Origin of the sequence: Phnomibacter sp., assembly GCF_036803085.1 — a bacterium.
Lineage (GTDB): Bacteria > Bacteroidota > Bacteroidia > Chitinophagales > Chitinophagaceae > Phnomibacter.
Genome location: NZ_DAIRUZ010000007.1, coordinates 194,474 through 216,947, shown reverse-complemented (window position 1 = coordinate 216,947; position 22,474 = coordinate 194,474). Strand labels below are relative to the sequence as shown.

Annotated in this window: 18 protein-coding genes and 1 riboswitch; of the genes, 5 read left to right on the top strand and 13 right to left on the bottom strand. The window is 47.3% G+C overall.

The features are described 5' to 3' along the window. Position 1: 1 nt before the first annotated feature. The 7 genes from V7Q13_RS14480 to V7Q13_RS14450 form a co-directional block, all read right to left on the bottom strand. Positions 2 to 1,663 carry an NADPH-dependent assimilatory sulfite reductase hemoprotein subunit gene (locus V7Q13_RS14480; RefSeq protein WP_333801376.1) on the bottom strand — a complete coding sequence of 554 codons (1,662 nt, stop codon included), beginning with the start codon at positions 1,661 to 1,663 and terminating at the stop codon, positions 2 to 4. A 30-nt stretch (positions 1,664 to 1,693) separates the two neighbouring features. Continuing rightward, positions 1,694 to 3,394, bottom strand: coding sequence for a diflavin oxidoreductase (locus tag V7Q13_RS14475; RefSeq protein ID WP_333801375.1), 1,701 nt, complete (start codon positions 3,392 to 3,394; stop codon positions 1,694 to 1,696). A 20-nt stretch (positions 3,395 to 3,414) separates the two neighbouring features. Continuing rightward, complete coding sequence (gene cobA / locus V7Q13_RS14470; protein WP_333801374.1) at positions 3,415 to 4,269, bottom strand: uroporphyrinogen-III C-methyltransferase; 855 nt, start codon at positions 4,267 to 4,269, stop codon at positions 3,415 to 3,417. 67 nt (positions 4,270 to 4,336) lie between these two features. Further along, entirely contained in the window at positions 4,337 to 5,578 is a 1,242-nt protein-coding gene (locus V7Q13_RS14465; RefSeq protein ID WP_333801373.1) for a sulfate adenylyltransferase subunit 1, read from the bottom strand. A 54-nt stretch (positions 5,579 to 5,632) separates the two neighbouring features. Further along, on the bottom strand, positions 5,633 to 6,001 hold the full coding sequence (locus tag V7Q13_RS14460; protein WP_333801372.1) for a four helix bundle protein: 369 nt from the start codon (positions 5,999 to 6,001) through the stop codon (positions 5,633 to 5,635). Between the two features lie 81 nt (positions 6,002 to 6,082). Then, positions 6,083 to 6,991 carry a sulfate adenylyltransferase subunit CysD gene (cysD, locus tag V7Q13_RS14455; RefSeq protein WP_442958262.1) on the bottom strand — a complete coding sequence of 303 codons (909 nt, stop codon included), beginning with the start codon at positions 6,989 to 6,991 and terminating at the stop codon, positions 6,083 to 6,085. Positions 6,992 to 7,037: 46 nt separating this feature from the next. Continuing rightward, positions 7,038 to 7,760: a phosphoadenylyl-sulfate reductase gene (locus tag V7Q13_RS14450; protein WP_333801370.1), complete on the bottom strand. Its 723-nt coding sequence runs from the start codon at positions 7,758 to 7,760 to the stop codon at positions 7,038 to 7,040. A gap of 372 nt (positions 7,761 to 8,132) precedes the next feature. Further along, positions 8,133 to 8,263: riboswitch (SAM riboswitch) on the top strand. A gap of 281 nt (positions 8,264 to 8,544) precedes the next feature. Between V7Q13_RS14450 and V7Q13_RS14445 the strand changes: the two genes are divergently transcribed. The 5 genes from V7Q13_RS14445 (at position 8,545) to V7Q13_RS14425 (ending at position 14,569) form a co-directional block, all read left to right on the top strand. Continuing rightward, the gene (locus V7Q13_RS14445; RefSeq protein ID WP_333801369.1) at positions 8,545 to 9,852 is read left to right on the top strand and encodes an O-acetylhomoserine aminocarboxypropyltransferase/cysteine synthase family protein; all 1,308 of its coding nucleotides are present in this window, start codon (positions 8,545 to 8,547) and stop codon (positions 9,850 to 9,852) included. 65 nt (positions 9,853 to 9,917) lie between these two features. Then, positions 9,918 to 11,036 carry a homoserine O-acetyltransferase family protein gene (locus tag V7Q13_RS14440; RefSeq protein WP_333801368.1) on the top strand — a complete coding sequence of 373 codons (1,119 nt, stop codon included), beginning with the start codon at positions 9,918 to 9,920 and terminating at the stop codon, positions 11,034 to 11,036. 35 nt (positions 11,037 to 11,071) lie between these two features. Beyond that, a complete protein-coding gene (locus tag V7Q13_RS14435) occupies positions 11,072 to 12,376 on the top strand; it encodes a homoserine dehydrogenase (protein WP_333801367.1) in 1,305 nt (434 codons plus the stop codon). A 245-nt stretch (positions 12,377 to 12,621) separates the two neighbouring features. Then, the gene (locus V7Q13_RS14430) at positions 12,622 to 13,569 is read left to right on the top strand and encodes a glycosyltransferase family 2 protein (protein WP_333801366.1); all 948 of its coding nucleotides are present in this window, start codon (positions 12,622 to 12,624) and stop codon (positions 13,567 to 13,569) included. An 88-nt stretch (positions 13,570 to 13,657) separates the two neighbouring features. Beyond that, on the top strand, positions 13,658 to 14,569 hold the full coding sequence (locus V7Q13_RS14425; protein ID WP_333801365.1) for a lysylphosphatidylglycerol synthase transmembrane domain-containing protein: 912 nt from the start codon (positions 13,658 to 13,660) through the stop codon (positions 14,567 to 14,569). Between the two features lies 1 nt (position 14,570). Here the strand turns inward: V7Q13_RS14425 and V7Q13_RS14420 are convergent, their stop codons facing one another. From V7Q13_RS14420 to V7Q13_RS14395, 6 genes are all read right to left on the bottom strand, one after another. Beyond that, on the bottom strand, positions 14,571 to 14,771 hold the full coding sequence (locus tag V7Q13_RS14420; protein WP_333801364.1) for a hypothetical protein: 201 nt from the start codon (positions 14,769 to 14,771) through the stop codon (positions 14,571 to 14,573). A gap of 123 nt (positions 14,772 to 14,894) precedes the next feature. After that, positions 14,895 to 15,653, bottom strand: a complete 759-nt coding sequence (locus V7Q13_RS14415; RefSeq protein WP_333801363.1) for an SDR family NAD(P)-dependent oxidoreductase — start codon at positions 15,651 to 15,653, stop codon at positions 14,895 to 14,897. A gap of 57 nt (positions 15,654 to 15,710) precedes the next feature. Further along, a complete protein-coding gene (locus V7Q13_RS14410) occupies positions 15,711 to 18,362 on the bottom strand; it encodes a PKD domain-containing protein (RefSeq protein ID WP_333801362.1) in 2,652 nt (883 codons plus the stop codon). Positions 18,363 to 18,444: 82 nt separating this feature from the next. Next, positions 18,445 to 19,248, bottom strand: coding sequence for an alpha/beta fold hydrolase (locus tag V7Q13_RS14405; RefSeq protein WP_333801361.1), 804 nt, complete (start codon positions 19,246 to 19,248; stop codon positions 18,445 to 18,447). Between the two features lie 2 nt (positions 19,249 to 19,250). Further along, complete coding sequence (lnt, locus tag V7Q13_RS14400) at positions 19,251 to 20,834, bottom strand: apolipoprotein N-acyltransferase (RefSeq protein WP_333801360.1); 1,584 nt, start codon at positions 20,832 to 20,834, stop codon at positions 19,251 to 19,253. Positions 20,835 to 20,895: 61 nt separating this feature from the next. After that, a complete protein-coding gene (locus tag V7Q13_RS14395) occupies positions 20,896 to 22,419 on the bottom strand; it encodes a dipeptidase (RefSeq protein WP_333801359.1) in 1,524 nt (507 codons plus the stop codon). Positions 22,420 to 22,474 lie beyond the last annotated feature (55 nt).

Here is a 22,474-nt window from a genome sequence, read left to right as displayed (position 1 = left end):
CTTACTTACTGCTGTTTTGAACAAAGCGATAACTGAAATCGCCAAAATTTTCGTTGGGTTGCTTTTGCTGCACATACGTTGCAAACAATGCGTCAAGCTCTTGTAAAATACTCGCTTCGTCTACATTTTCCTGGTATTTTACATTCAGGCGTTTGCCAATTCTATCGCCACCAATATGCAAATTGTACAAGCCATACGCCGTGCCGATAAATCCTATTTCAGCAGCTGGCGAACGACCGCAGCCATTGGGGCAGCCCGTCATGCGAACAATGATTTCTTCCTCTTGCAAGCCATGTTTCTCCAACAGCGGTTCTATTTTGGAAATGAGTGAAGGCAGATACCGTTGCGCTTCTGCCAATGCTAACGGACATGTATTGAAGGCAACACAAGCCATGCTGTTTTTGCGAACTGCACTGCTGTATTCTGTAAAGGCTTTCACAGAAAATTGTTCCAGCAATGCATCAATAGCGGCTTTGTCTTGCTCCTGCACATCAGCCACAATCACGTTTTGATTGCTGGTAAAACGAAAATTGCATTTGCCTGTTTTGGCTATTTCATACAAAGCAGTTTTGGTAGCTGCGTTGGCATCATCCGTTACACGGCCATGTTCTACAAACACAGTATAATACCACAATCCATTGGTGGCTTGCTGCCAGCCAAACAAATCTTGCCGGGCATCAAACTGTACCGGCTTAGCGGGTTCAATGGTGACGCCACTCCTGCGTTCTACTTCGGCTTTGTATTTATCGAGGCCAAGGTTGTCAACGGTATACTTTAAACGGGCCAGTTTTCTATCGCTGCGGTTGCCATAATCTCTTTGCACCGTCAGTATTTCATAAATCACTTTCAGGGTGTTTTCTTCGCCTGCCACAAAACCAATGGTGCTGGCCAATCGAGGGTAAGTGGCTGTATTGCCATGGGTTTGGCTAAGGCCGCCACCAATGGCAATGTTGAAACCAATCAACTCATTGTTTTCGATGATGGCAATCAATCCCAAATCATTCGTATACACATCCACATCATTGTTGGGTGGAATGGCAATGCCGATTTTAAATTTTCTCGGCAGATAACGGTCTTGGTACAGGGGATCTTCTTCCGAACGATCGGCTAGTTTTTCTTCATCCAGCCATATTTCATAGTAAGCCCTTGTTTTGGGCATGAGCAGGCTGCTGATTTTATCGGCATAGGCATGCACTTGTGCATGAATGGGAGAGAATGCAGGATGCGAACTGGCAGCAACGTTTCGGTTGATGTCGCCGCAGGTAGCAATGCTGTCTAATTGGGCGGCATTAAATGCCTGTATCGTTGGTTTGATGTCTGACTTCAACAAGCCATGTAATTGTATGGTTTGTCGAGTGGTGATTTTGATAACGCCTGTAGAATGTTCGCCGGCTATATGATGCGTTGCCAACCATTGGTCAGCAGTTAAAGTACCGCCAGGCAGGCGAAGGCGAATCATAAAAGAGTAGAGGCGTTCCAGTTTTTTGGCGGCCCGTTCTTCTCTTCTGTCGCGGTCGTCTTGCAGGTACATGCCATGAAATTTGATGACCTGCAAATCGGCTTCACTCACGGCGCCTGTCAAATCATTTTGCAGCGCTTCTGTGAGTGTGCCCCGCAGTCCCTGACTTTCTTTTTTTATTTTTTCAACCGGTGATGGTTTCATGTATGCTGCTTATGAAATGGATAGAATGAATTAATACAACTCTTTTGCGTAGCGGCCTTCTTTGGCCAGCTCTTTCAAATAGTTGGCAGCAGCTTCTTCACTGCTTTGTTGTTTGCGGGCAATGAGTTGCAACAAGGCTTCCTCTACTGGTTTACCGGCTACAGCTTTTTCTCCACTAATGAATACATACGCACCACTGTTCAGCCATTGCCACAGTTGCTCTTCATGCTCCAGTACCAATTGTGGCAATGATTTTTGTTGCTGTGTATTGGTAGAAAAACCTACATGCCATTGATGCAGGCTGCCGGTTTCGTGCAAGCTCTGCCATTCGCTTTGGTAATAGAAATCGGTTACCCGGTTTTCTTCTGCAAACAGCAACCAGTTTTTACCGCTGGCTCCCGTGGCATCTCTTTCTGCCACCATACTGCGAAACGGTGCTATGCCTGTGCCATAAGCCAGCATTATGAGGTGACGATCGGAGCGGGGAATCTGAAAATGTTTTTGCTGATGCAGGAACATGTCCACTTTGGTGCCCGGTTTGAGTTGCGTTACATAAGTAGAGCCAAAGCCATGTTTGCTGCCTTCTTCTGTATCAAATTCATGCAATGCTGCCGTTAAATGAATTTGCCCAGGGTGGGTGTTGGGTGATGAAGAAATGGTGTAGAGTCTTGGTGTAATAGGGTTGAGAATGTCAAACAGTTGTTGCGGGGCAAACTCTGAAGGCCAAGGATAAATGCGCAGCAAATCAAACAAATCGATGCGGGTGTCTGGAATGTCTGTTTGAATGAGTTGCGCATATTTTTTTACCACAGCGGTAGTAAGGTGAGAAATGCTAACGACCTGTGTGAGCAAGTGTTTGGCTGATGCTGATTGCTGTTTGAAACTAAAGATAGCATCGGGTTGTACCTGTAGCAGTTGAATGATTTGTGCTACAACGGAAGCGGAGTTATGCGGGGTAACGCCCACGGCGTTTCCCGGTAAATACACCAGCTCTTCGGGTAAATCAAATTCAAGATGGTGCACCTTTTTATTACTGCCGGTATCGTTCAGCAATTGATTGACACCGAGAGTAGCGGTGAACGTTTTTTTGCCACTGCTTTGTACCGAAACCACTGCTGCTGCAGGTTTTGCTACCGGTGCCTGCTGTTGCAATGCAGTGAGTACATTACTCATCCACGCATCGGCTACGGGTTCATAATCATCATCGCATAGCGCAATGGGAGCGATGGCTGTGGCCTGCAGTCTTTTGAGCTGTGCATCCACATCAATGCCGGCCTGACAAAATAAAGGGTATGATTTACTGCCTAAGGCAACCACCGCATATTGCAAGCCCTGCAATGGTGTTTGCAATTGATGCAAGTAATCATACAATACTTTTGCGTTGGTAGGCGGCTCGCCTTCACCTTGTGTGCTGATGGCAATGAGCAAGGTTTCTTCAGCACTCAGTTGTTGCAGTTTGTATTGTTCGGCAGCAACTAATTTTGTTTTTCTTCCGGCTTGTTTCAGTTTGCCGGCGAGGGTAGTGGCCACTTTTTTGGAGTTGCCGGTTTCTGTGCCATAGAGTACGGTTACGGTGCCATTTGCAGTGGCTTTATTACTTGCAGGCGGCAGTTGCGCAGCGTCGTTTCCTCTGGCCAATCCTGCGAGGTAGCCACTCATCCACAACCACTCTTCCGAAGTGCTTTGGTCAATGAGGGCATGTAATTGTTGCAATTTTGCGGGAGCCAACATGATGGAGTAATTGAGATGGATTAACGAACTATGGTAACGGTTTCAGCAGGCTTAGCTGCAGGTAATGTTGGTATCACGGTTACCGGATCAAAAAATTCTGTATTGGTTTGTGCGTTGCTGGTCCACATGAAACGCTTGTGCAGTTGTGCAGCTTCGCCAATGATGAGTAATGCCGGTGATAGAAAGCGATGCTGCTGCCATTCGTTACTACAATTGGCGAGTGTGCTCAACTGAAACTGTTGCAACGGCGTTGTGGCTTGCTCTGCCAGTAATATAGGTGTGTCTCCTTTTTTGCCATGTGCCATCAGTGTTTCCGCAAGGGTGAAACAGGTTTCGCCACTCATGTAAAACACCAATGTGTCGCTGGTGTTGGCAAGGTTTTGCCATTCGGCTTCATCTACGGCATCATGGTTATAGTAGGTTAGAAAACGAACACCTCTCGAAATATTTCTTGCTGTAAGTGGAACGCCAGCCACAGCGGCAGTGCCTAATGCTGCTGTTACTCCCGGCACCAGCTCGAAAGCAATCTGGTGGGCTTCGAGTGTTTCTAGTTCATCGAGGATGTTGCTGAAAATGCTGATATCACCGCCTTTTAAGCGAATCACATTGCGGTGCATGCGGGCATGGTGTACCAGCAATTCGTTGATGGTGAGTTGCGGCGTACTCTTGTCTTTACGGCATTGTTTACCAACAGGAATAATGATGGCTTGAGGTGCAAACTGCTGCGTAATGGCAGGATTGACCAGGCGATCAACCAGTACCACATCGGCTTGTGCCAAATGCCGGGCTGCTTTTAACGTCAGCAATTCCGGGTCGCTGGGGCCGGCACCAATAATGATGACTTTTCCTGTGGGCGGTGCTGTGAATGTTGTCAAGTTGATTTCACTAAAAAGGTGAACAATAATGATGCGGCTATATGCCAAAAATTCTTTTGGTCTTTGATTACTGAATCATGCAGGCACCTACAGTAATGTTGCTGGTATCATCGATGAGGATGGCGCCACCATTGGCTCTCAGGTCGGCGTAGCTGTCGTATGGCAGGGCTACTGCTGTACGAATGGTCGCTTTTACAACTTCATTGAGTTTCACACTGCCATCAAAGCGAATGTTTTCCAGCGTATTCACATCAATTTTGTACTCAATGTTTTTTACCACGGCACGTACCCGGCTGCTGTTGAGTTGCAGCTGATATTTGTTGCCACTCAGCAAGGGTTTGGTATCCATCCAGCAGAGCAGCACTTCCAGTTCATTGCTTTGCTTGGGTAAAAAAGAGGTGGGTACAATTACATCGCCACGGCTTACATCTACATCATCTTTAAGATGCAATACAATGCTTTGTGGCGCATGTGCTTCTGTCACGTCTTTGAAGTTATGTTCGATGCGGGATACCGTTGTTTGAATGCCTGCTGGCAATACCGTTACTGGTTCTCCCACTTTGTAAGTGCCGCTGATGATTTTGCCGGCATAACCACGGTAGTCGTGCAGTTCTTCTGTTTGAGGTCGTATTACGTACTGTACGGGAAAGCGACCTTGTGACAGGTTGATGTTTTCTGCTATTTCCACTGTTTCCAAAAACTCCAGCAAAGGCAGTCCTTTATACCAGGGCATACTGTCGGTTTTGTCAACGATGTTGTCGCCATTGAGTGCAGAAATGGGTACATAGGTTACATCTTTCAGGCCCAGTTTTGCTGCAATCTGTGTATAGTCAATCACGATGTTGTTGTACACGTCTTCCGAAAAATCAACAAGGTCCATTTTGTTGATGGCTACCACTACTTTGGGTATGCGCAGCAGCGAGGCAATAATGCTGTGGCGTCGAGTTTGTTCCACCACGCCTTGGCGGGCATCAATGAGTACAATAATAAGTTCGGAATTGCTGGCACCCGTCACCATGTTGCGGGTGTACTGAATGTGGCCCGGCGCATCCGCAATAATGAATTTGCGTTTGGGCGTAGAAAAGTATTTATAAGCCACATCAATGGTAATGCCTTGCTCACGTTCGGCACGAAGTCCATCCGTCAGCAATGCCAGATCAATTTCGCCATTGGCTTTGTTTTTGGTTTGCCTTTCTATGGCTTCCAGTTGGTCTACCAATATGCTCTTGCTGTCGTACAGCAAACGACCAATTAAAGTGCTCTTGCCATCATCAACACTGCCGGCGGTTATAAAGCGAAGTAAATCCATGTGTTCATTTTTTGATGTCTGATGTGTGATGTCTGATTTGGAAAACACATCAAACTATGATTTCAAATTATCTCTGTTTGCTTTTGCTGTTTTATCGGTTGCGGTGAATATCGCTGTCAGTTCATTAGCTTCTTGAATTAACCGATCTAATACATCGGATTGAGTTAGCTCAGATTCTTTTACAATTTCTAACCAATAATGACTTTCATCTGCTTCTTCAATTACTATCTGAATTTTATGTATAAAGTCTGCTGTTGACTTAGCTCTTTTGCTGGCTCTGTAATTGGCTCCAACACTTCCTGCCGATCTGATGAGTTGTCTTGCTGTTTCAAAGCCTGCTGCATTTTTTGGAAAATCATTACAGCGCTTAATTACATCTACATGAAATTTCTTTGTACGGTTTTCTAGTTCTTGTCTTGTCATGTTCCGGCGATTTTGGTCTATAAGTTAATCACCGAATCGCTGGTTACAAAATCAGCCATCGTACATCAGACATCATAGAATTTAGAAGTATCCATTCTTCTTCCTGTCTTCCATAGCCGCTTCGGTTACGCGGTCGTCGATGCGGGTTTCTCCACGTTCGCTGATGCGGGTGGCAATGATTTCATTCACCACTTCATCGAGAGTTGCTGCATGGCTTTCTACAGCAGCAGTACAAGTCATATCGCCAACAGTACGATAGCGAACTTTCTTCACGGCTACCACATCACCTGCTTCAATTTGAATAAAATCAGAAACAGCAATGAGTTGATCGTCATGCACCAGCACTTCACGGTCGTGAGCAAAGTAGATGGATGGCAGTTCTATGCCTTCGCGACGGATGTAATTCCATACATCCAACTCTGTCCAGTTGCTGATGGGGAAGGCTCGTACATTTTCGCCCTTCGAAATGCGACCATTGTAAGTGCTCCACAGTTCCGGGCGTTGTTGTTTGGGATCCCATTCACCAAATTCATTCCGCACACTAAACACTCTTTCTTTTGCCCTCGCTTTTTCTTCATCGCGACGGGCACCACCAATGCAGCAATCAAATTCAAACTCTTCAATGGTTTCGAGCAGTGTATAGGTTTGCAAAGCGTTGCGGCTGGCAAACTTGCCCTTCGGTTCAGTGAGTTGCTGGCGCTGAATGGTGTCAGCAACCTGACGTACAATCAAACGTTCGCCTATTTTTTCAGCCAGTGCATCGCGGTAGGCGAGTGCCTCCGGAAAGTTGTGACCGGTATCGATGTGTACCAACGGAAATGGAAACTTTCCGGGGCGAAATGCTTTCAATGCGAGATGCACCAGGCAAATAGAATCTTTACCACCACTAAACAGCAGGGCTGGACGTTCAAATTGTCCGGCTACTTCCCGCATAATGTGTATGGCTTCCGACTCGAGGTGGTCTAAATAATCAAATGAATAACTGCTCATGAATGCTGTAGTATTTATAGCACATTGTGAGTGCTGTTTTTTAAAATCAGGCGCTGTGTACATGCAGGCCGCATTCTTTTTTGCTGGCATCTTCCCACCACCAGCGGCCGGCTCTAAAGTCTTCGCCGGGCTGCACGGCTCTGGTACATGGGGCGCAGCCAATGCTTACAAAACCTTTTTGGTGTAAAGGGTTGGCAGGAATGTGATGTTGTTGAATAAAGTCTGTTACCTGCTCAGTAGACCAATGCAGCAGCGGATGATATTTTACTACCTGATGCGTGGCGTCCCATTCTAATTGATGCATGTCATTCCGGTTGGGCGAATGCGCAGCACGAATGCCGGTGATCCATACTTTTTTACCGGCCAGTGCCCGTTGCAGTGGTTCTACTTTACGTATGTGACAGCATTGCTGCCGCAGCGCAACGGATTCATAAAAGGCATTGGGACCATTGGCCGCTACGTAGGATTGTAAGCCATCGGCCTGAGGATAATAAGCGGTAATGGGCAGCTGGTATTTTTCCAGCGTGGCTGTCCAGGTAGAATAGGTTTCCGGAAACAAACGGCCAGTGTCCAACGTAAACAATCCGATAGGCAAATTGGCCTCCGCAATGAGGTGCGTAATGATTTGATCTTCCCAACTAAAACTGGTAGACAATACAACAGCACCCGGCCATGCATGTGCAGCAGCGGCCAGTGTAGCAGTGGGGTCATTCAATTGCAGCAAGGCCTCAAATTGGGCCAGTTGTGCTGCTCCTTGATGTTGGCTCATGTGTACTGATGATTCAGGTTTTTTTGTTGAATATGCTGCGGGTAAAACGGAGAACGGTACCGTTTACCAACAACAACTATTTAGGCTCACCCTTTTCATCAGAGAACAAAATTGATTTCGTATTAGCGAGGGTAAAATTAGAAGCGGGTGCTGAAATAGAAAAAATAATTTTCACCAAGTTAGTGAACATTAACAAATGGCATACCTCCTGATTTGTCTGAAGCCTTGTGCCACAAGGGTTTGCAAGCATGAAATCGATTGCGGATTTTTTTCTTTCCTGCTTTTTTGAACGCTGAATTTTGCAACAGTCTCAAAAAAAGTTTTGGAAATTCGGAAAGCAGCCTATTACATTTGCGGCAGTTCTTTCAAAACAACTTATCAAGAAAGGCAGAGGGAAATGGCCCTGTGAAGCCTTGGCAACCCTATCGGAGTACTCGTCTGATAGAAGGTGCCAACTCCATCCTGTACACTGGTTTCGGCCGGTGAACGGAGAGAGATAAGTCAGAGATCAAGTTTGATTACAAATCGTATTAGCATACTATCAAGCTCATCCTGACTTATCCGGATGAGCTTTTTTGTACCCTTTACCACCGGTTTCGGTGGCCAGAGAATCAATCGCCGGTACGTGTGGCACGGCCGGCACTAAGGTTCTTCCGGGTAAGTCTACCAAGCACTCCTCTGATAAGTTTTTGAAGCGGCCCTCACCCGGCTTTCTCCCACAGGTAACTATTTACCTGTGGGGGAATGGGTGGCAATTTCATTTATCAAAAAAAACACAAACATCATGAGCCAGTTAAGATTTGAAACACTGCAATTACACGCCGGTCAGCAAGTAGACCCCACTACCAAGAGCCGTACTGTACCCATTTATCAAACTACTTCTTACGTATTCGACAATGCCGAGCATGCCGCCAATTTGTTTGGCCTGAAAGCTTTCGGCAATATTTACACCCGCATTATGAACCCCACCACCGATGTGTTTGAGCAACGCATTGCTGCATTGGAAGGTGGCGTTGCTGCCCTGGCCGTGGCCAGCGGTCAGGCGGCACAATTCATTGCCCTCAACAATATTTTGCAAGCCGGCGACAACTTTGTAACGACCTCGTATTTATACGGCGGTACCTACAATCAATTCAAAGTGGGTTTCAAACGTCTCGGCATTGAAGCCCGCTTTGCCGACGGCGACAATGTAGACAGCTTTGAAGCACTCATCGACGACAGCACCAAAGCCATTTACCTCGAAACCATTGGTAACCCTCGTCTCAATATTCCTGATTTTGAAAAATTTGCTGCGCTGGCAAAAGCACACAATCTCCCACTGATTGTAGACAACACTTTTGCTGCAGGTGGTTTCTTGTTTCGCCCTCTCGAACATGGTGCCAACATTGTGGTAGAAAGTGCTACCAAGTGGATTGGCGGACACGGCACCAGCATTGGTGGTGTAATTGTAGATGGTGGCAATTATGACTGGGGCAATGGTAAGTTTCCACAGTTTAGCGAACCATCAGAAGGCTACCACGGCCTGGTGTTTAAAGATGTGTTTGGCGTAAATAATCCGTTGGGTTTGCCAAACATTCAATTCGCTATTCGTGCAAGGGTAGAAGGCTTGCGGGACTTTGGTCCGGCTATCAGTCCATTCAATTCATTCCAGTTTATTCAAGGACTGGAAACGCTTAGCCTTCGTGTAGAACGCCACGTACAAAATGCACTGGCACTGGCAAAGTGGCTGGAAAGTCATCCGCAGGTGGAGTATGTGTTGTATCCCGGTTTGGAAAGCAACCCCTACCATGCCATCGCTAAAAAATATTTGAAAAATGGTTTTGGCGGTGTGTTGCAAGTGGGTCTGAAAGGCGGTAAAGAAAAAGCCACGCAGTTTATTGATGCCTTGCAACTGGCCAGCAATCTGGCGAATGTGGGCGATGCCAAAACACTGGTGATTCATCCTGCTTCTACCACGCATGAGCAACTGAGTGAAACCGAACAGGCTGCAAGCGGTGTATTGCCGGCACAAGTGCGGGTAAGTGTGGGTATCGAACACATTGAAGACATCAAAGCTGATTTTCAACAAGCATTCGATAAAGTATTTGCATAATCAAAAAAGTCACCTGCATCAATTGGTGCAGGTGACTTTGTACCATATCTATTGCAGTAGCTACCATGAGTGAAGCACATAAACAAACCGGCACAACACAAAACCCCTGCGAAGTGAAAACTTTTCGGGTACCGCAGGATTTGTGTTCGCCGGCAGAGAAGCTGAAGTGGAAAGGATTTGAACTGGAAAGTGGCGAAAAGCTACCGCAATATCATTTGGCGTACACCACCTGTGGCCAACTCAATACAGAACGCAATAATGTGGTGTGGATTTTTCATGCACTCACTGCCAACAGTAATCCGCAGGAGTGGTGGGACGGATTGGTGGGGGCCGGCAAATACATTGATCCCGCCAAGTATTTTATTGTGTGTGTAAACACACCCGGTAGTTGCTACGGCAGCATTGGCCCGCTTGACACGAACGTGGCTACGGGCAAACCTTACTATCACGATTTTCCTTTTTTCAGCACCCGTGATTTGATTCGTAGCTATCAACCGCTACGCCGTTTTTTGGGTATCGAAAAAATACACATCGGTATTGGCGGCAGCATGGGCGGCCAACAGTTGCTGGAGTGGAGTATTGAAGAACCTGAACTGTTTGAGCACATTATTCCCATTGCTACCAATGCCATTCATAGTGCATGGGGTATTGCGTTCAATACTACGCAACGCATGATTATTGAAGCAGATGGCACTTGGTTGCAACAGCATCCGCAGGCGGGCATTGCCGGCATGAAAGCAGCCCGTGCGATGGCGTTGATTTCATACAGAAGTTACGAAGGCTATGCATTGAAGCAATCCACGAATAACAGTCAGTGGCAAGTTGATAATAGTGGAGAGTCGGTAGGTGGCGCTGCATCTTACCAACGCTATCAGGGCGAAAAACTGGCCAACCGCTACAATGCATTTAGCTATTATACACTGAGCAAAACTATGGATAGTCACAACCTTGGTCGTGGCCGTGGTACTGTGGCTGAAGCCTTGCAGCTCATACGTGCCAAGGCTTTGGTGATTGGCATCGACAGCGATGTGTTGTTTCCCTTGAGTGAACAACAATACCTGGCCGATCAAATTCCCGGTGCTCAGTTTTTAAGCATCAGCAGCCATTTTGGGCACGATGGTTTTTTGCTGGAGTTTGATACCATTGAAAAAGCCATTGATTCATTTTTGAATGATAACAAATAGTTTCATCAACACCGTAAACAATAAATCATATAAATATGTCACAACACATTGAGCATCCCGATTATCATCATAAACAGTTGACCATTGGTCTGTTTGGATTTGGTGTAGTAGGCGAAGGTTTGTATCAGGTTTTGAAGCAAACGCCATCCTTAAAAGCTTCTATCAAAAGAGTGTGTATCAAGAATCCGGAGAAGAAGCGCAATGCACCGGCGGAGCTGTTTACCACAGAGAGAGATGAGTTGCTGAATGATGAAGCAATCAATGTGATTGTAGAAGTGATTGATGATGCAGACGCTGCTTTTTACATTGTAAAAACGGCATTGTTGGGTGGCAAGCATGTGGTGAGTGCCAGCAAAAAAATGATAGCAGAACATTTGACAGAATTGCTGCAACTGCAACAGCAAACCGGACAATCGTTTTTGTACGAAGCTTCGGCTTGTGCGTCTATTCCGGTGATTCGTAATTTGGAAGAATACTACGACAATGATTTGCTGCACAGCATTCAGGCCATTGTGAATGGTAGTACCAACTACATTCTCACCAAGATGTTTGAAGAGAAACTGAGCTATCGCGATGCCTTGTTGCAGGCTCAGCAGTTGGGCTTTGCAGAAAGCAATCCCAAGCTGGATGTAGAAGGCTATGATGCTGTGAACAAATGGAACAACCTGTTGGTACATGCTTACGGCATTGTTACATCTCCCGAAAAAATTCTATTTACCGGTATTCAAAGTGTACAGGCATTTGACGCACAGGTAGCCGAAGAAAGACACTACGTTATTCGACTGGTGGCACAAGCTAAGAAGTTGGAGAGCGGCAAAGTAGCTGCTTTCGTATTGCCGCAGTTTGTACAAGCCAGCGATCACCTGTCGTTTGTACGCAACGAATACAACGGTGTGGTGATAGAAAGCGGCTTTGCCGACAAGCAATTCTTCTATGGCAAAGGAGCCGGTAGTTTCCCAACGGCTTCTGCTGTGTTGAGTGATATTTCAGCACTCCGTTACGACTATCGCTATGAATACAAAAAGTTGTACCACCACACACCGGGTGAGCTCACCAATGATTACTACCTGAAAGTGTACCTAAGTTTTGAAAATGTAGAAGAAGTACCAAAAGATAAATTTGAGTGGATTGAAGAATGGCATGCCCGTGAAGACCGCAAGTACCTGGTAGGGGTGCTGCATGTGCAACACCTTATTGATAGTGATTGGTGGAAAACCAATGGCACTTCGCTGGTGCTTTTGCCCAATGCTATCATTGAAAGTCTTGATTTACAAAAGCTCAAAAAGAAAAGCCTCGAACTCGCTGGCTTGCAATTGCACCACGGGTTTAAGCAGTGGTAGCCTTTTTAGTTTGCAGTTTGCAATTAGCAGTTTGCAGGGCAACCCCTTGCAAGCTGCTAATTTTTTATTACCCCTTCGTACCTCCTTTGTGTCTTTGTGGTTCAAATAATCAGCTTCCAGTTTGCAGTAGAAGAACCGATTCCTCGCAATCCCGATAGCTATCGGGAGCATACTGTCAACTGCAAACTCTTAGTGCTTCGTGGTTCAAAAACTTGGCCACCGTTTCCTTCCTTACCTTTGCGCCCATGAATCAGCAATACCAGCGTTATTTATCGGTAGTAGTACCGGTAATGAATGAGGAAGACAATGTACAACCCATGATAGAAGCCGTGCAGGCTTCCGTGGGCCAGTACGATTACGAACTCATTTTTGTTGACGATGGCAGCACCGACCAAACCCGCCAACGCATTGCGGCCCTGCTTACCGATCGCATTAAGCTGGTAGAGCTCCGCAAAAACTATGGTCAAAGCACGGCTATGGCAGCGGGTATCGATCATTGCAGTGGCCAGTTCATTACCATGCTCGATGGCGATTTGCAAAACGACCCCAGCGATATTCCCATGATGCTCGAAAAGCTCATTCAGGAAGATTGGGATGTGGTAGCCGGCAACCGGGCCAACCGCAAAGACGGTGCCCTGCTGCGCAAACTACCCAGCAAAATTGCCAACGCCATCATCCGCCGCTGGACGGGTGTTTACATCAAAGACTACGGCTGCACCCTCAAAGTATTTCGGGCCGAGATAGCTCAAGAAATGGGTTTGTACGGCGAGTTGCACCGCTTCATTCCCGTGCTGGCCGCCATGCAGGGCGCCAAAATCACACAGGTAGATGTAAAGCACCATGCCCGCCGCTTTGGCAAAAGCAAGTATGGCATTGGCCGTACCACCCGGGTTATGAGCGACCTCATTACCATGGTGTTTTTCCGCAAGTACATACAGCGCCCCATGCACCTGTTTGGTGGTCTTGGCTTTGGCAGTTTGGCATTGGGCATCCTCATCAATTTGTATCTGCTGGTGCTCAAACTCATGGGCCACGATATTGGTGGCCGCCCCTTGCTGGTAGCCGGCATGGTGTTTTTGCTGGGCGGCATACAACTCATCACCATTGGCATTGTAGCCGAAGTCAGCATCCGCAATTATTTCGAAGGCACTGGCCGCAAAACCTACAACGTACGCCGCATACACAGCAAGTAGTTTTTTTTTGGTGACCAGCTAATGGCTACTATGGAGCATCGGTTGTGTCACTCTCTTGTACTGCACTGCAAGCATCGGCTTTACATTTATGCATACGGGTTCATCTACATCCAGCAATCCTGCATCGGCAGCCGGCACCAAAGGGTTGCCCGGTTGGGCCAAGCTCTTGCTCAAGCTGCTTGTATCGGGTGGTTGCTTGTATTATGTGGGCCAAAAAATCAACTGGCAGGAAGCCGTGCAGCTATTGCAAAAAAGTAACGTGCTTTGGTTGCTGCTGGCTACTTTGTTGTTCACCGCCAGTAAGGTGTTGTCTTCCGTACGGTTGCGCATTTACTTTCACAACATTGCTGTGGCTTTGCCACAATTGGCCAACCTGCGGTTGTACTGGCTGGGCATGTTTTACAATTTGTTTTTGCCCGGTGGCATTGGTGGCGATGCGTACAAAGTCATCCTGCTCAACAAAGCCTATCCGCAAACGGGCGTCAAAAAGTTATCTGCTGCTGTACTGCTCGACAGAGTAAGTGGCGTAGCCGGATTGGGCATACTGGCAGCTGCCTGCTATGGCTGGGTATTTCAGCCGCAGTGGCATGCATGGCTGGCACTGGCGGGCATACCGGTTGGCTTGCTGGTTTTTTATGTCGGTGTCAAAAAGTTTTTTCCCTCTTTTGTGCCTGGCTTTTACCCTACGTTATGGATGGGCCTCGGCGTACAATTGCTGCAGGTATTCAGTGTGGTGGCCATCATGCAAAGCATTGGCATTACCCACCACATGCCGGAGTTTCAACTCATGTTTTTGGTGAGTTCTATCGTCGCTATTTTCCCATTTACCATCGGCGGCTTGGGCGCAAGAGAATTAGTGTTTTTATGGGGTGCCACACAGTTTGGGTTACAGCAAAGTGAGGCTGTATTTATCAGCCTATTATTTTATTGTATTACGGTTGTGGTGTCGCTGGTGGGCCTTGTTTGGGTGTTTCGTTCGCCTTTGCATCAGGCATCCTGAATCATTCAAATTCCAGTTCGCTTACAAAAGCATCCCAGGTGCTGCTTCTTGTTTTGCCCGTCCATTTGTCGGCCTTATCCGATACTGTTCTTTTACTGTGGCCTGCTGTATTAGCAATGGTCAATTTGCGTAGTCCGCTCAACGATTTTGTGTCCGGCACCTTTGTCTCAACAGACGATGTGGGTGGTTGTTCCTTTCTCATACCTACTATGGCAATAGCCTTGTTATTGCCATATAAAAGGTAAGCATTTGTATTACTAAAAAAGAATATTCCGGGGGTTCTTTTGTCAAATATTTGTAATGAATTAAGCCTGAATAATTTGCGCTATTGTTTGTACATATTGAAGCTGTTTGCTTGTGCGGTAGGGGTTACCACCAGGTCGTTGATGCACACATGCGGCGGCTGGCTGGCCACAAATAGCACAATATCTGCAATGTTTTCAGCGGTCATAGGCGTGTAGCCTTTGTAAATGGCGGCAGCTTTTTCTTCATCGCCTTTAAAGCGTACTAAAGAAAATTCGGTTTCGGCTGCACCTGGTGCTATTTGCGATACTTTGATGTTGTACGGCAACAAATCAATGCGCATCGCCTTGGTCAGTCCATCCACTGCAAACTTGGCGGCATTGTATCCATTACCAAATTCATAGGCTTCTTTACCTGCAATCGAACCCATGTTAATAATGTGGCCTTCTTTGCGTTCAATCATTTGAGGCACCACGGCTTTGCTGATGTACATCAATCCCTTTACGTTGGTATCGAGCATGGTTTCCCAGTCGTTGATGTCGGCATCGTTAAAACGGTCGCGGCCCCAGGCACCACCTGCATTGTTGATGAGTACATCAATACGGGCAAAGTCGGCTGGCAGACCGGCTATAGCGGCTTCGCAGGCAGCACGGTCTCGTATGTCGAAATGCAATGTGTAACAACGTACACCGTACTGTGCCATCAGATTGGTCTGCAGTTGTTGCAGCCTTTCCAGCCGGCGGCCGGTGATGATGATATCGTATCCTGCGGCAGCAAATTTTTTGGCCATGGCTTTGCCAAAACCAGCAGTAGCACCGGTTATCAACACTGTTTTCTTCATGGCTGCAAGTTGCTGAAATGCGGCCAGTTTACCAGTAATAAAATGGACTTCTTTTCCTTAGCGTACCAACACAAAAGAACCTTTTGCAGTTACCGTTTGCCCGGTGTAATCAATGGCCTGGCATTGGTACACGTAAGCATTGCTGGCTTGCAGGTTGCCGTTGATGCGGCCATCCCAACCGGCACCTATGCGGTTGGTTTCGTACACCAGTTGGCCGTATCGGTTGTATATGCGGAAGAAGTTCATGCGCTGCATGCCCGCCAGTGTGGGGCGTATCAAATCGTTGAGGCCATCACCATTGGGGGTAAAACCGTTAGGCACAAAAATGCTGGGGCCTGTTTTGAAAATGCGAACCACAATATCATCGCTGGCGGTACAACCCTCGGGCGTAGATGCTGTAAGTACGTAACGAATGGTTTCTTGCCCGGGTAACAATGTATCCAACGTGTACAAACCAACAGGGTTAAGCATACTCCGGTTGTTGAGGCCTCGACTGGGCGTCCAGCTAAACAGCGTGGCATTAGAAGTGGAAACAAACTGCAACGGTTGACCTATCACGGCAGATGTGTCGTTGCCGGCAAACACATTGATACGGGGTCGCACTGTTATCAGTACTGTGTCTGTAACGGGTTTAGGACATCCAAGCGTATCTGATACCGTGAGCACAAATGCGGTGGTTTGTGTAAGGCTGCGGGTACGGGTAATTAACGCTCTTGGATTAACGACGAGTGCCGAAGGTGTCCAGTTGTAAGCAGATGCCACTACATTTCCCTGCAATTGAAAATCTGATTGGTAGCAAATGGTTTGATTGGGGCCTGCATTGGCTTGCGGGTACGGCACCGTTTTTATCGTCAGCGAATCCCTATCCTGACATTTACCCAAATTGGCCACTATGTACACCGTAGTAATGGAATCGACTGGTGTAACGGTGGCACGTTTCAACGTGTTGTTATCAAACAATGCAGCAGGTTGCCAATTGAAGCTCAGGGCTTGTGTGGAGGGGTTTAGCACAATACCATCAGTTCTGCAAATGGTGGTATCTGGTCCGGCATTTACAGTTATAAAATCAAGCACATTTACCGTAATGGAATCACGGGCAATACAACCACGGTCATTGAGATTGACGTAATAAGTGGTGGTATCTTTCGGAAAAACCAAGGCATCTCTGTTGTTGCCATTGATAAGGCTGGGCGATGGATCCCACGTAAATACACCGGTGCCAATGGGGTTCATCCGCAGGGTGTCAATGCTGCAAATCAATGTATCTCTGGTGATGGACAATGCCGGCCTGTCAAATGCTGTAACGGGTATCACCACACTATCGGCACAGCCCAAATTACTGGTTGCCTCCAGCGAAACATTGTACGTGCCCGGAGTTGGAAATGTATAACTCGCATTGCGTAAACGACTGGTGTCGTTAGTGGCAGCAGGGTTACCAAAGTTCCAGCGCCAGCTGTTCACAAATCCGTAGCGGGTGGTGCTGGCATCTAAAAAATTGAATGGATTACTAAAGCAACTGCCATCGGTAGTAAACGAAGGGTTGAAGCCCGGATACACCCGAACTTCAGTAGTTGCACTATCGGAGCAAGTTTCTCTTTTGTTGATGATGAGTTTGGCAATGTAAATGCCGGTATCTGGAAAAGTAAAACTTGGCCTTGCCGCAATGCTGGTGTCGTTGGTTTGATTGGTAACACCAAAATCCCAGTAGTAAGAAAGAATAGCCGGCGATGTAGATAGATTTTCAAACTGAACCGTGTACCCATCACAGCTCATAATGCGGATGGGTAAGTCTGCTGCCGCAATAGAACAGGCTGCAACGTTTACATGCAATTCTTTTCGGGTGCTGGCAATCAACACGCCATTGCGGTATTCTGCTATGTCAACGGCCAGCACATACTCGCCGGTAACGCCGGGGCTTGTGCCAGTAATTACCCCGGTTCGGTTATTGATTTGCACATTGGTGCCAAATGGATTGGTAGGGCTGAAACCAGCACGGTAGGTCAGTGCCGAATATGGCGGCGCACTGGCACTAGCCGGTGCCGGATCATTTTGGCCGCCACCGTTGATGGCCGGAGTAAATGTGTATGCCAAAGAATCACCATCGGGGTCTGTGGCACTATAATCAAGTTCGATGGGCGCATTGTAACATACCAGCAATGTATCACGCATGCTGAATACGGGACTGTTGTTAATGACGTGTTGAGGATTTACCGCATTGCCCGGAATACTTAAGGTGTATGTGTTGCCCAGTATGTTGGATGGTGATTGAATATTGACGATGCCATCTATACGACAACAGCGCTGAAACGCCAAGGTATAGCCCTGCGTACTGGCTGGTAGTGTAACCGTACCCTGATATTCTAAAATGACGTAACAAACCTGCGGTTGTGGATTGATGCATGGGTCGTAGCTGCTTTTGCTAAGTGTATTGCTCGACACTAACGAAGCAGCAAAGTTGCCGACTGAGGTATTACTCCCATTTCGATACACCGTTACATTAATGCTGTTGTCGTTTTGATTGAGCTGTGGCGGTTCACAGTCGCGGTACACCCGCACCGTAACCCGGTAAATTTGGTTGCCACTGCCATCCACTCCCTGATGCGTATAAAACATCCAACCGCCTTTAATGTGACGGGCTTGTACCAGCAGTCCACTCAGTATCATTATACTGAGCAACAAAAAGCGATGGAAATATTTGGGCAATAACAAGGGGGCAGTTTTTATTGGTAAAAATGGTACAACAAGAAACTTAAAATTAAGGGTTGACTCATGTACATGGGCCAATACAACGTTAATTCAGCAAAGCCAGAAAAGAAGCGATGTGATGAGCTGTGGCAGCAGTGTCTTCCAGCATACCCATGTGGCCAATGCCTTGCATAATATGTACCATCGATTGTTCGGGCAGATACACTTGCTGCAACACATCCTGCATAGGCACAGCTTTGTCTTCATCGCCAATAATAAACAACACCGGTACTTGTGCATTGCGTAATACTTCGGTACGGTCGGGCCGGGCTATCATGGCTTCGTAATACGCTTCCAATGATGCGGCTTTAAAGTTGTTGCCTTTGAACACCAATGCATCTACAACGTTGGCGTTTGATGCAACAAATGCCGGTGCAAATAAGCCAGGTATGGCTGTTTTTAAAAATGCAGCCGCTCCATTTTCCTGTATAAATGCAATGGATTTGCGGCGGTTCGTTTTTTTCTCTTCGCTATCAGCAAATGCTGTGCTGTGTATTAATCCAACACCATTGATAGCATTAGGTTTTTGCTCCATCATAGCCAGGGCAATATAGCCGCCCATGCTGTGCCCCAATACGGTAAATGAAGACAATCCTTCAGCCTCCAGCAATGCTAGTATTGCCGCAGCCATGGCATCTATACTGTTGCTGATGGTTGGTTGTAAAGGGGATGCGCCGCTACCCGGCAGGTCGGGCAAAATGTATTGATAGCCCGTTGGCAAATGCGGCAACAGTGCATCAAACACATGGCTGTCTTCCCCAAAACCATGTAACAATACAACTGGCTTTCCATTGCCGCTGCTGCGGAAGAAAATTGGTTGCGCTTCGTAAAAAAATGAGCTGCTTGTCATGGTTAAATATTGTGCCGGTTTTTCCAACGTTTGTAGCATACCCACAAGAACAGTGCCACGGCCAGCGGCCAGGCAAGCCGGCTCATCCAATCGCCATAGCGGGCATAAAAAGAAAGCTCATTGTTGGGTATAATATTGCGTTTTATCACAGCCTGTTTATCCCAGGGTTGTGCATCTATTACTTCGCCCGAAGGGCTAATGAAACAGCTGATGCCGGTGTTGGCACTACGGGCCACCCACATGCGGTTTTCAATGGCCCGAAGGCGGCTCATGCTCATGTGCTGTTTGTAGCCGGGGGTATTGCCCCACCAGCCATCGTTGGTGATAACGGTGAGCACATTTGCACCAGCCCTTACATATTCGGTTACATAATTGCTGTAAATACTTTCGTAGCAAATAATGGGCGCTGCCACATAAGGATTGTTGCTGCCGCTAAACGCAATGGCGCTATCGCTTTTTCCCAACGAACCACTGATGCCACCAAAATCATCAAACAATTTGCCCATAAACCCCAGCCAGCTTGGCAAGCCTTCCACACCGGGAACGAGCTTGGATTTATGATACAGCTGTGGTTGTGTATTGCCATGTAAAGCCATGGCGGTATTAAAGGCTTCGTAGTAGCTACCGTCACTCATTTGGCGGGCACTGAATTTCTCAGGGTTGGTATTGCCGTAAAATGTATAGCTGTCAATACCGGTTACAATCAAAAGGTTGGGATGCTGACGGGCAAAGGCATACAGCGGTTGAAACAATGGTTCTTCTTGCAGCTTGTGCTCCCATGCCTGTGCGGGAATAGCCGTTTCGGGCCACACCAGCAGGCGGGTGTTGCTGTCTATATTCGCCTTGCTTAAATCAATCAGCTCTTGCAATAATTGCCCGGGTGGCGTGGTAAATTTTTCGGTGTAGGGTTCTACGTTGGGTTGCACCACTACTACATTGGGGGCGGTAGGTGTATTGTTTTCAAAATCCTCGTTGGGCATCATGAATGTTGAAGCAATCATGGGGCCGAAAATCACCAACAGCCGCAGATAAAAAACCGATTTTTGTTGGTAGTGCGGCAGTTTGAACAGCGGATACACCACTGCTATGTTGAGCAACAATATCCAGAGTGTGCCGCCCGTAGTGCCGGTGTATTCATACCACTGAATAAACGTGGTGGCATTGGCCAACGCATTGCCAAGGGTAAGCCATGGCCAGCTGAGCTCCCAGTTGTGGTGAATATATTCAAACGTAATCCAGTACAATATCAGCGAGAGATACCCGATGGCATCGCCGGCATGCCTGCGGGTAAACCGGAAAGCCATGAGTGGAAAACACATAAGCAGGCTGTTGGCAATAATGGCCCCCGCTGCTCCGGGTGGCGAGGCATTCCATATCCACCAGGTGGTGCTGATGTTCCAGATAAACATATTGAGCCATACGAGCCAGAAAAAACGACCGTCGTTGATAATGCGGCGTTCGAGCCAGAGCAGCGGCACAAAAGCAAATAGCAGCAAAAAAGTAAAGCTGCTGTTGGGCCAGGCGGCAAACAACAATATGCCCGTGAGCGGATAAAGCCAAGCCTGATTTGCCAACGATGATTTCATACCTACAAAAAAAAGGCACTTGCTGCAAATGCAAGTGCCTTTTTATACCGGTAACTTTTTCTTATCCCTGCTTCATCATTTCCGCAAAATGCTTGTGGAAATAGGGAATGGTTTCGATGCCTTTGTAGTAGTTGTCGATGTTGAATTTTTCGTTGGGGCTGTGCAGGTTGTCGCTGTCGAGGCCAAAACCCATGAACACAATTTTTACACCCAGCTCTTGCTCAAACAAGGCGCAAATGGGAATGCTGCCACCACCACGAACGGGGATGGGTTCTTTACCAAATGTTTCTACGATAGCTGCAGCTGCCGCTTTGTAGGGGATGCTGTCAATGGGCGTTACATAAGGTTCGCCGCCATGATGCGGCCTTACTTCTACCTGCACATAGTCAGGGGCAATTTTTTTGAAGTGCTCCATGAGCATGGCTTCAATTTTGTGGCTGCTTTGGTTGGGCACCAGGCGGCAACTTACTTTGGCAAAAGCTTTGGATGGCAATACGGTTTTGCTGCCTTCGCCAGTATAGCCACCCCAAATGCCATTCACTTCCAGTGTGGGGCGAATGCCGGTGCGTTCGTTGGTGCTATAGCCTTTTTCACCCCAAAGTGATTTTACGCCAAGATCGTTTTTATACTCTTCTTCATCAAAAGGCGCTTCGGCCATTTTGGCTCTTTCAGCTTCGGTGGCCACCAATACATCATCATAAAAACCGAGGATGGTGATGTGGTTGTTTTCGTCGTGCATGCTGGCAATGAGCTGACACAAAATAGTAGCGGGGTTAGCCACAGCGCCACCGTACACACCGCTGTGCAGGTCGCGGTTGGGGCCTGTTACTTCTACTTCTACATAGGTCAATCCACGTACCCCTACATCAATGCTCGGTGTATCGAGGCTAATCATGGCGGTGTCGCTGATGAGAATCACATCGCAAGCCAGCAGTTCTTTGTTGGCCTTCACAAATGTAGCCAGGTTAGGACTGCCTATTTCTTCTTCTCCTTCAATAATAAATTTCACGTTGGTGGGCAGGCCGCCATTGTGGTGCATGGTTTCCAGCGCTTTTACATGCATGTAAAACTGGCCCTTGTCGTCGCAGGCACCACGGGCATAAATTTTACCGTCTTTAATGGTAGGCTCAAACGGACCGCTGTGCCACAGCTCCAGCGGGTCGGCGGGCTGCACATCGTAGTGGCCATACACCAGTACGGTGGGCAATGAAGGATCGGTTATTTTTTCGCCATACACAATGGGATGGCCTTCGGTAGGATAGATGGTTACACTGTCGGCACCGGCTTCCAGCAGGCGGGCTTTTACCGCTTCGGCGCAGGCTTCCATATCGGTTTTGTGTTCGCTGCGGGCACTTACGCTGGGTATACGCAGCAGGTCGAGCAATTCGTTGAGGAAGCGATCTTTATGCGCTTCGGTATAGGCTTTCCAACTCATAACAATGGTTTGCTTTTTGAGGCTGTAAATGTCGGGTAAAAATGGCTCACCCCGCAGGAAATTAGCAGCAGTTTGGCCAATGTAAAGATGAGAGAACACCGCTGATACATATGGCGTCGTTTGCCAGCTTTGTCCACCTATATTTGACACCTTAACCCTTGGGAGAATATGAAGTTCTGTTTTCGTTTCATTTGCCTAATCAGCC

What these genes read in the sequence shown, in the direction of transcription:
- V7Q13_RS14475 (WP_333801375.1), bottom strand. Translation starts at nt 3,394, where the DNA reads ATGTTGGCTCCCGCAAAATTGCAACAATTACATGCCCTCATTGACCAA.
- V7Q13_RS14435 (WP_333801367.1), top strand. Translation starts at nt 11,072, where the DNA reads ATGTCACAACACATTGAGCATCCCGATTATCATCATAAACAGTTGACC.
- V7Q13_RS14465 (WP_333801373.1), bottom strand. Translation starts at nt 5,578, where the DNA reads ATGGATTTACTTCGCTTTATAACCGCCGGCAGTGTTGATGATGGCAAG.
- V7Q13_RS14430 (WP_333801366.1), top strand. Translation starts at nt 12,622, where the DNA reads ATGAATCAGCAATACCAGCGTTATTTATCGGTAGTAGTACCGGTAATG.
- V7Q13_RS14420 (WP_333801364.1), bottom strand. Translation starts at nt 14,771, where the DNA reads ATGAGAAAGGAACAACCACCCACATCGTCTGTTGAGACAAAGGTGCCG.
- V7Q13_RS14480 (WP_333801376.1), bottom strand. Translation starts at nt 1,663, where the DNA reads ATGAAACCATCACCGGTTGAAAAAATAAAAAAAGAAAGTCAGGGACTG.
- V7Q13_RS14460 (WP_333801372.1), bottom strand. Translation starts at nt 6,001, where the DNA reads ATGACAAGACAAGAACTAGAAAACCGTACAAAGAAATTTCATGTAGAT.
- V7Q13_RS14405 (WP_333801361.1), bottom strand. Translation starts at nt 19,248, where the DNA reads ATGACAAGCAGCTCATTTTTTTACGAAGCGCAACCAATTTTCTTCCGC.
- V7Q13_RS14450 (WP_333801370.1), bottom strand. Translation starts at nt 7,760, where the DNA reads ATGAGCCAACATCAAGGAGCAGCACAACTGGCCCAATTTGAGGCCTTG.
- V7Q13_RS14425 (WP_333801365.1), top strand. Translation starts at nt 13,658, where the DNA reads ATGCATACGGGTTCATCTACATCCAGCAATCCTGCATCGGCAGCCGGC.
- V7Q13_RS14440 (WP_333801368.1), top strand. Translation starts at nt 9,918, where the DNA reads ATGAGTGAAGCACATAAACAAACCGGCACAACACAAAACCCCTGCGAA.
- V7Q13_RS14445 (WP_333801369.1), top strand. Translation starts at nt 8,545, where the DNA reads ATGAGCCAGTTAAGATTTGAAACACTGCAATTACACGCCGGTCAGCAA.
- cysD (WP_442958262.1), bottom strand. Translation starts at nt 6,991, where the DNA reads ATGAGCAGTTATTCATTTGATTATTTAGACCACCTCGAGTCGGAAGCC.
- V7Q13_RS14415 (WP_333801363.1), bottom strand. Translation starts at nt 15,653, where the DNA reads ATGAAGAAAACAGTGTTGATAACCGGTGCTACTGCTGGTTTTGGCAAA.
- lnt (WP_333801360.1), bottom strand. Translation starts at nt 20,834, where the DNA reads ATGAAATCATCGTTGGCAAATCAGGCTTGGCTTTATCCGCTCACGGGC.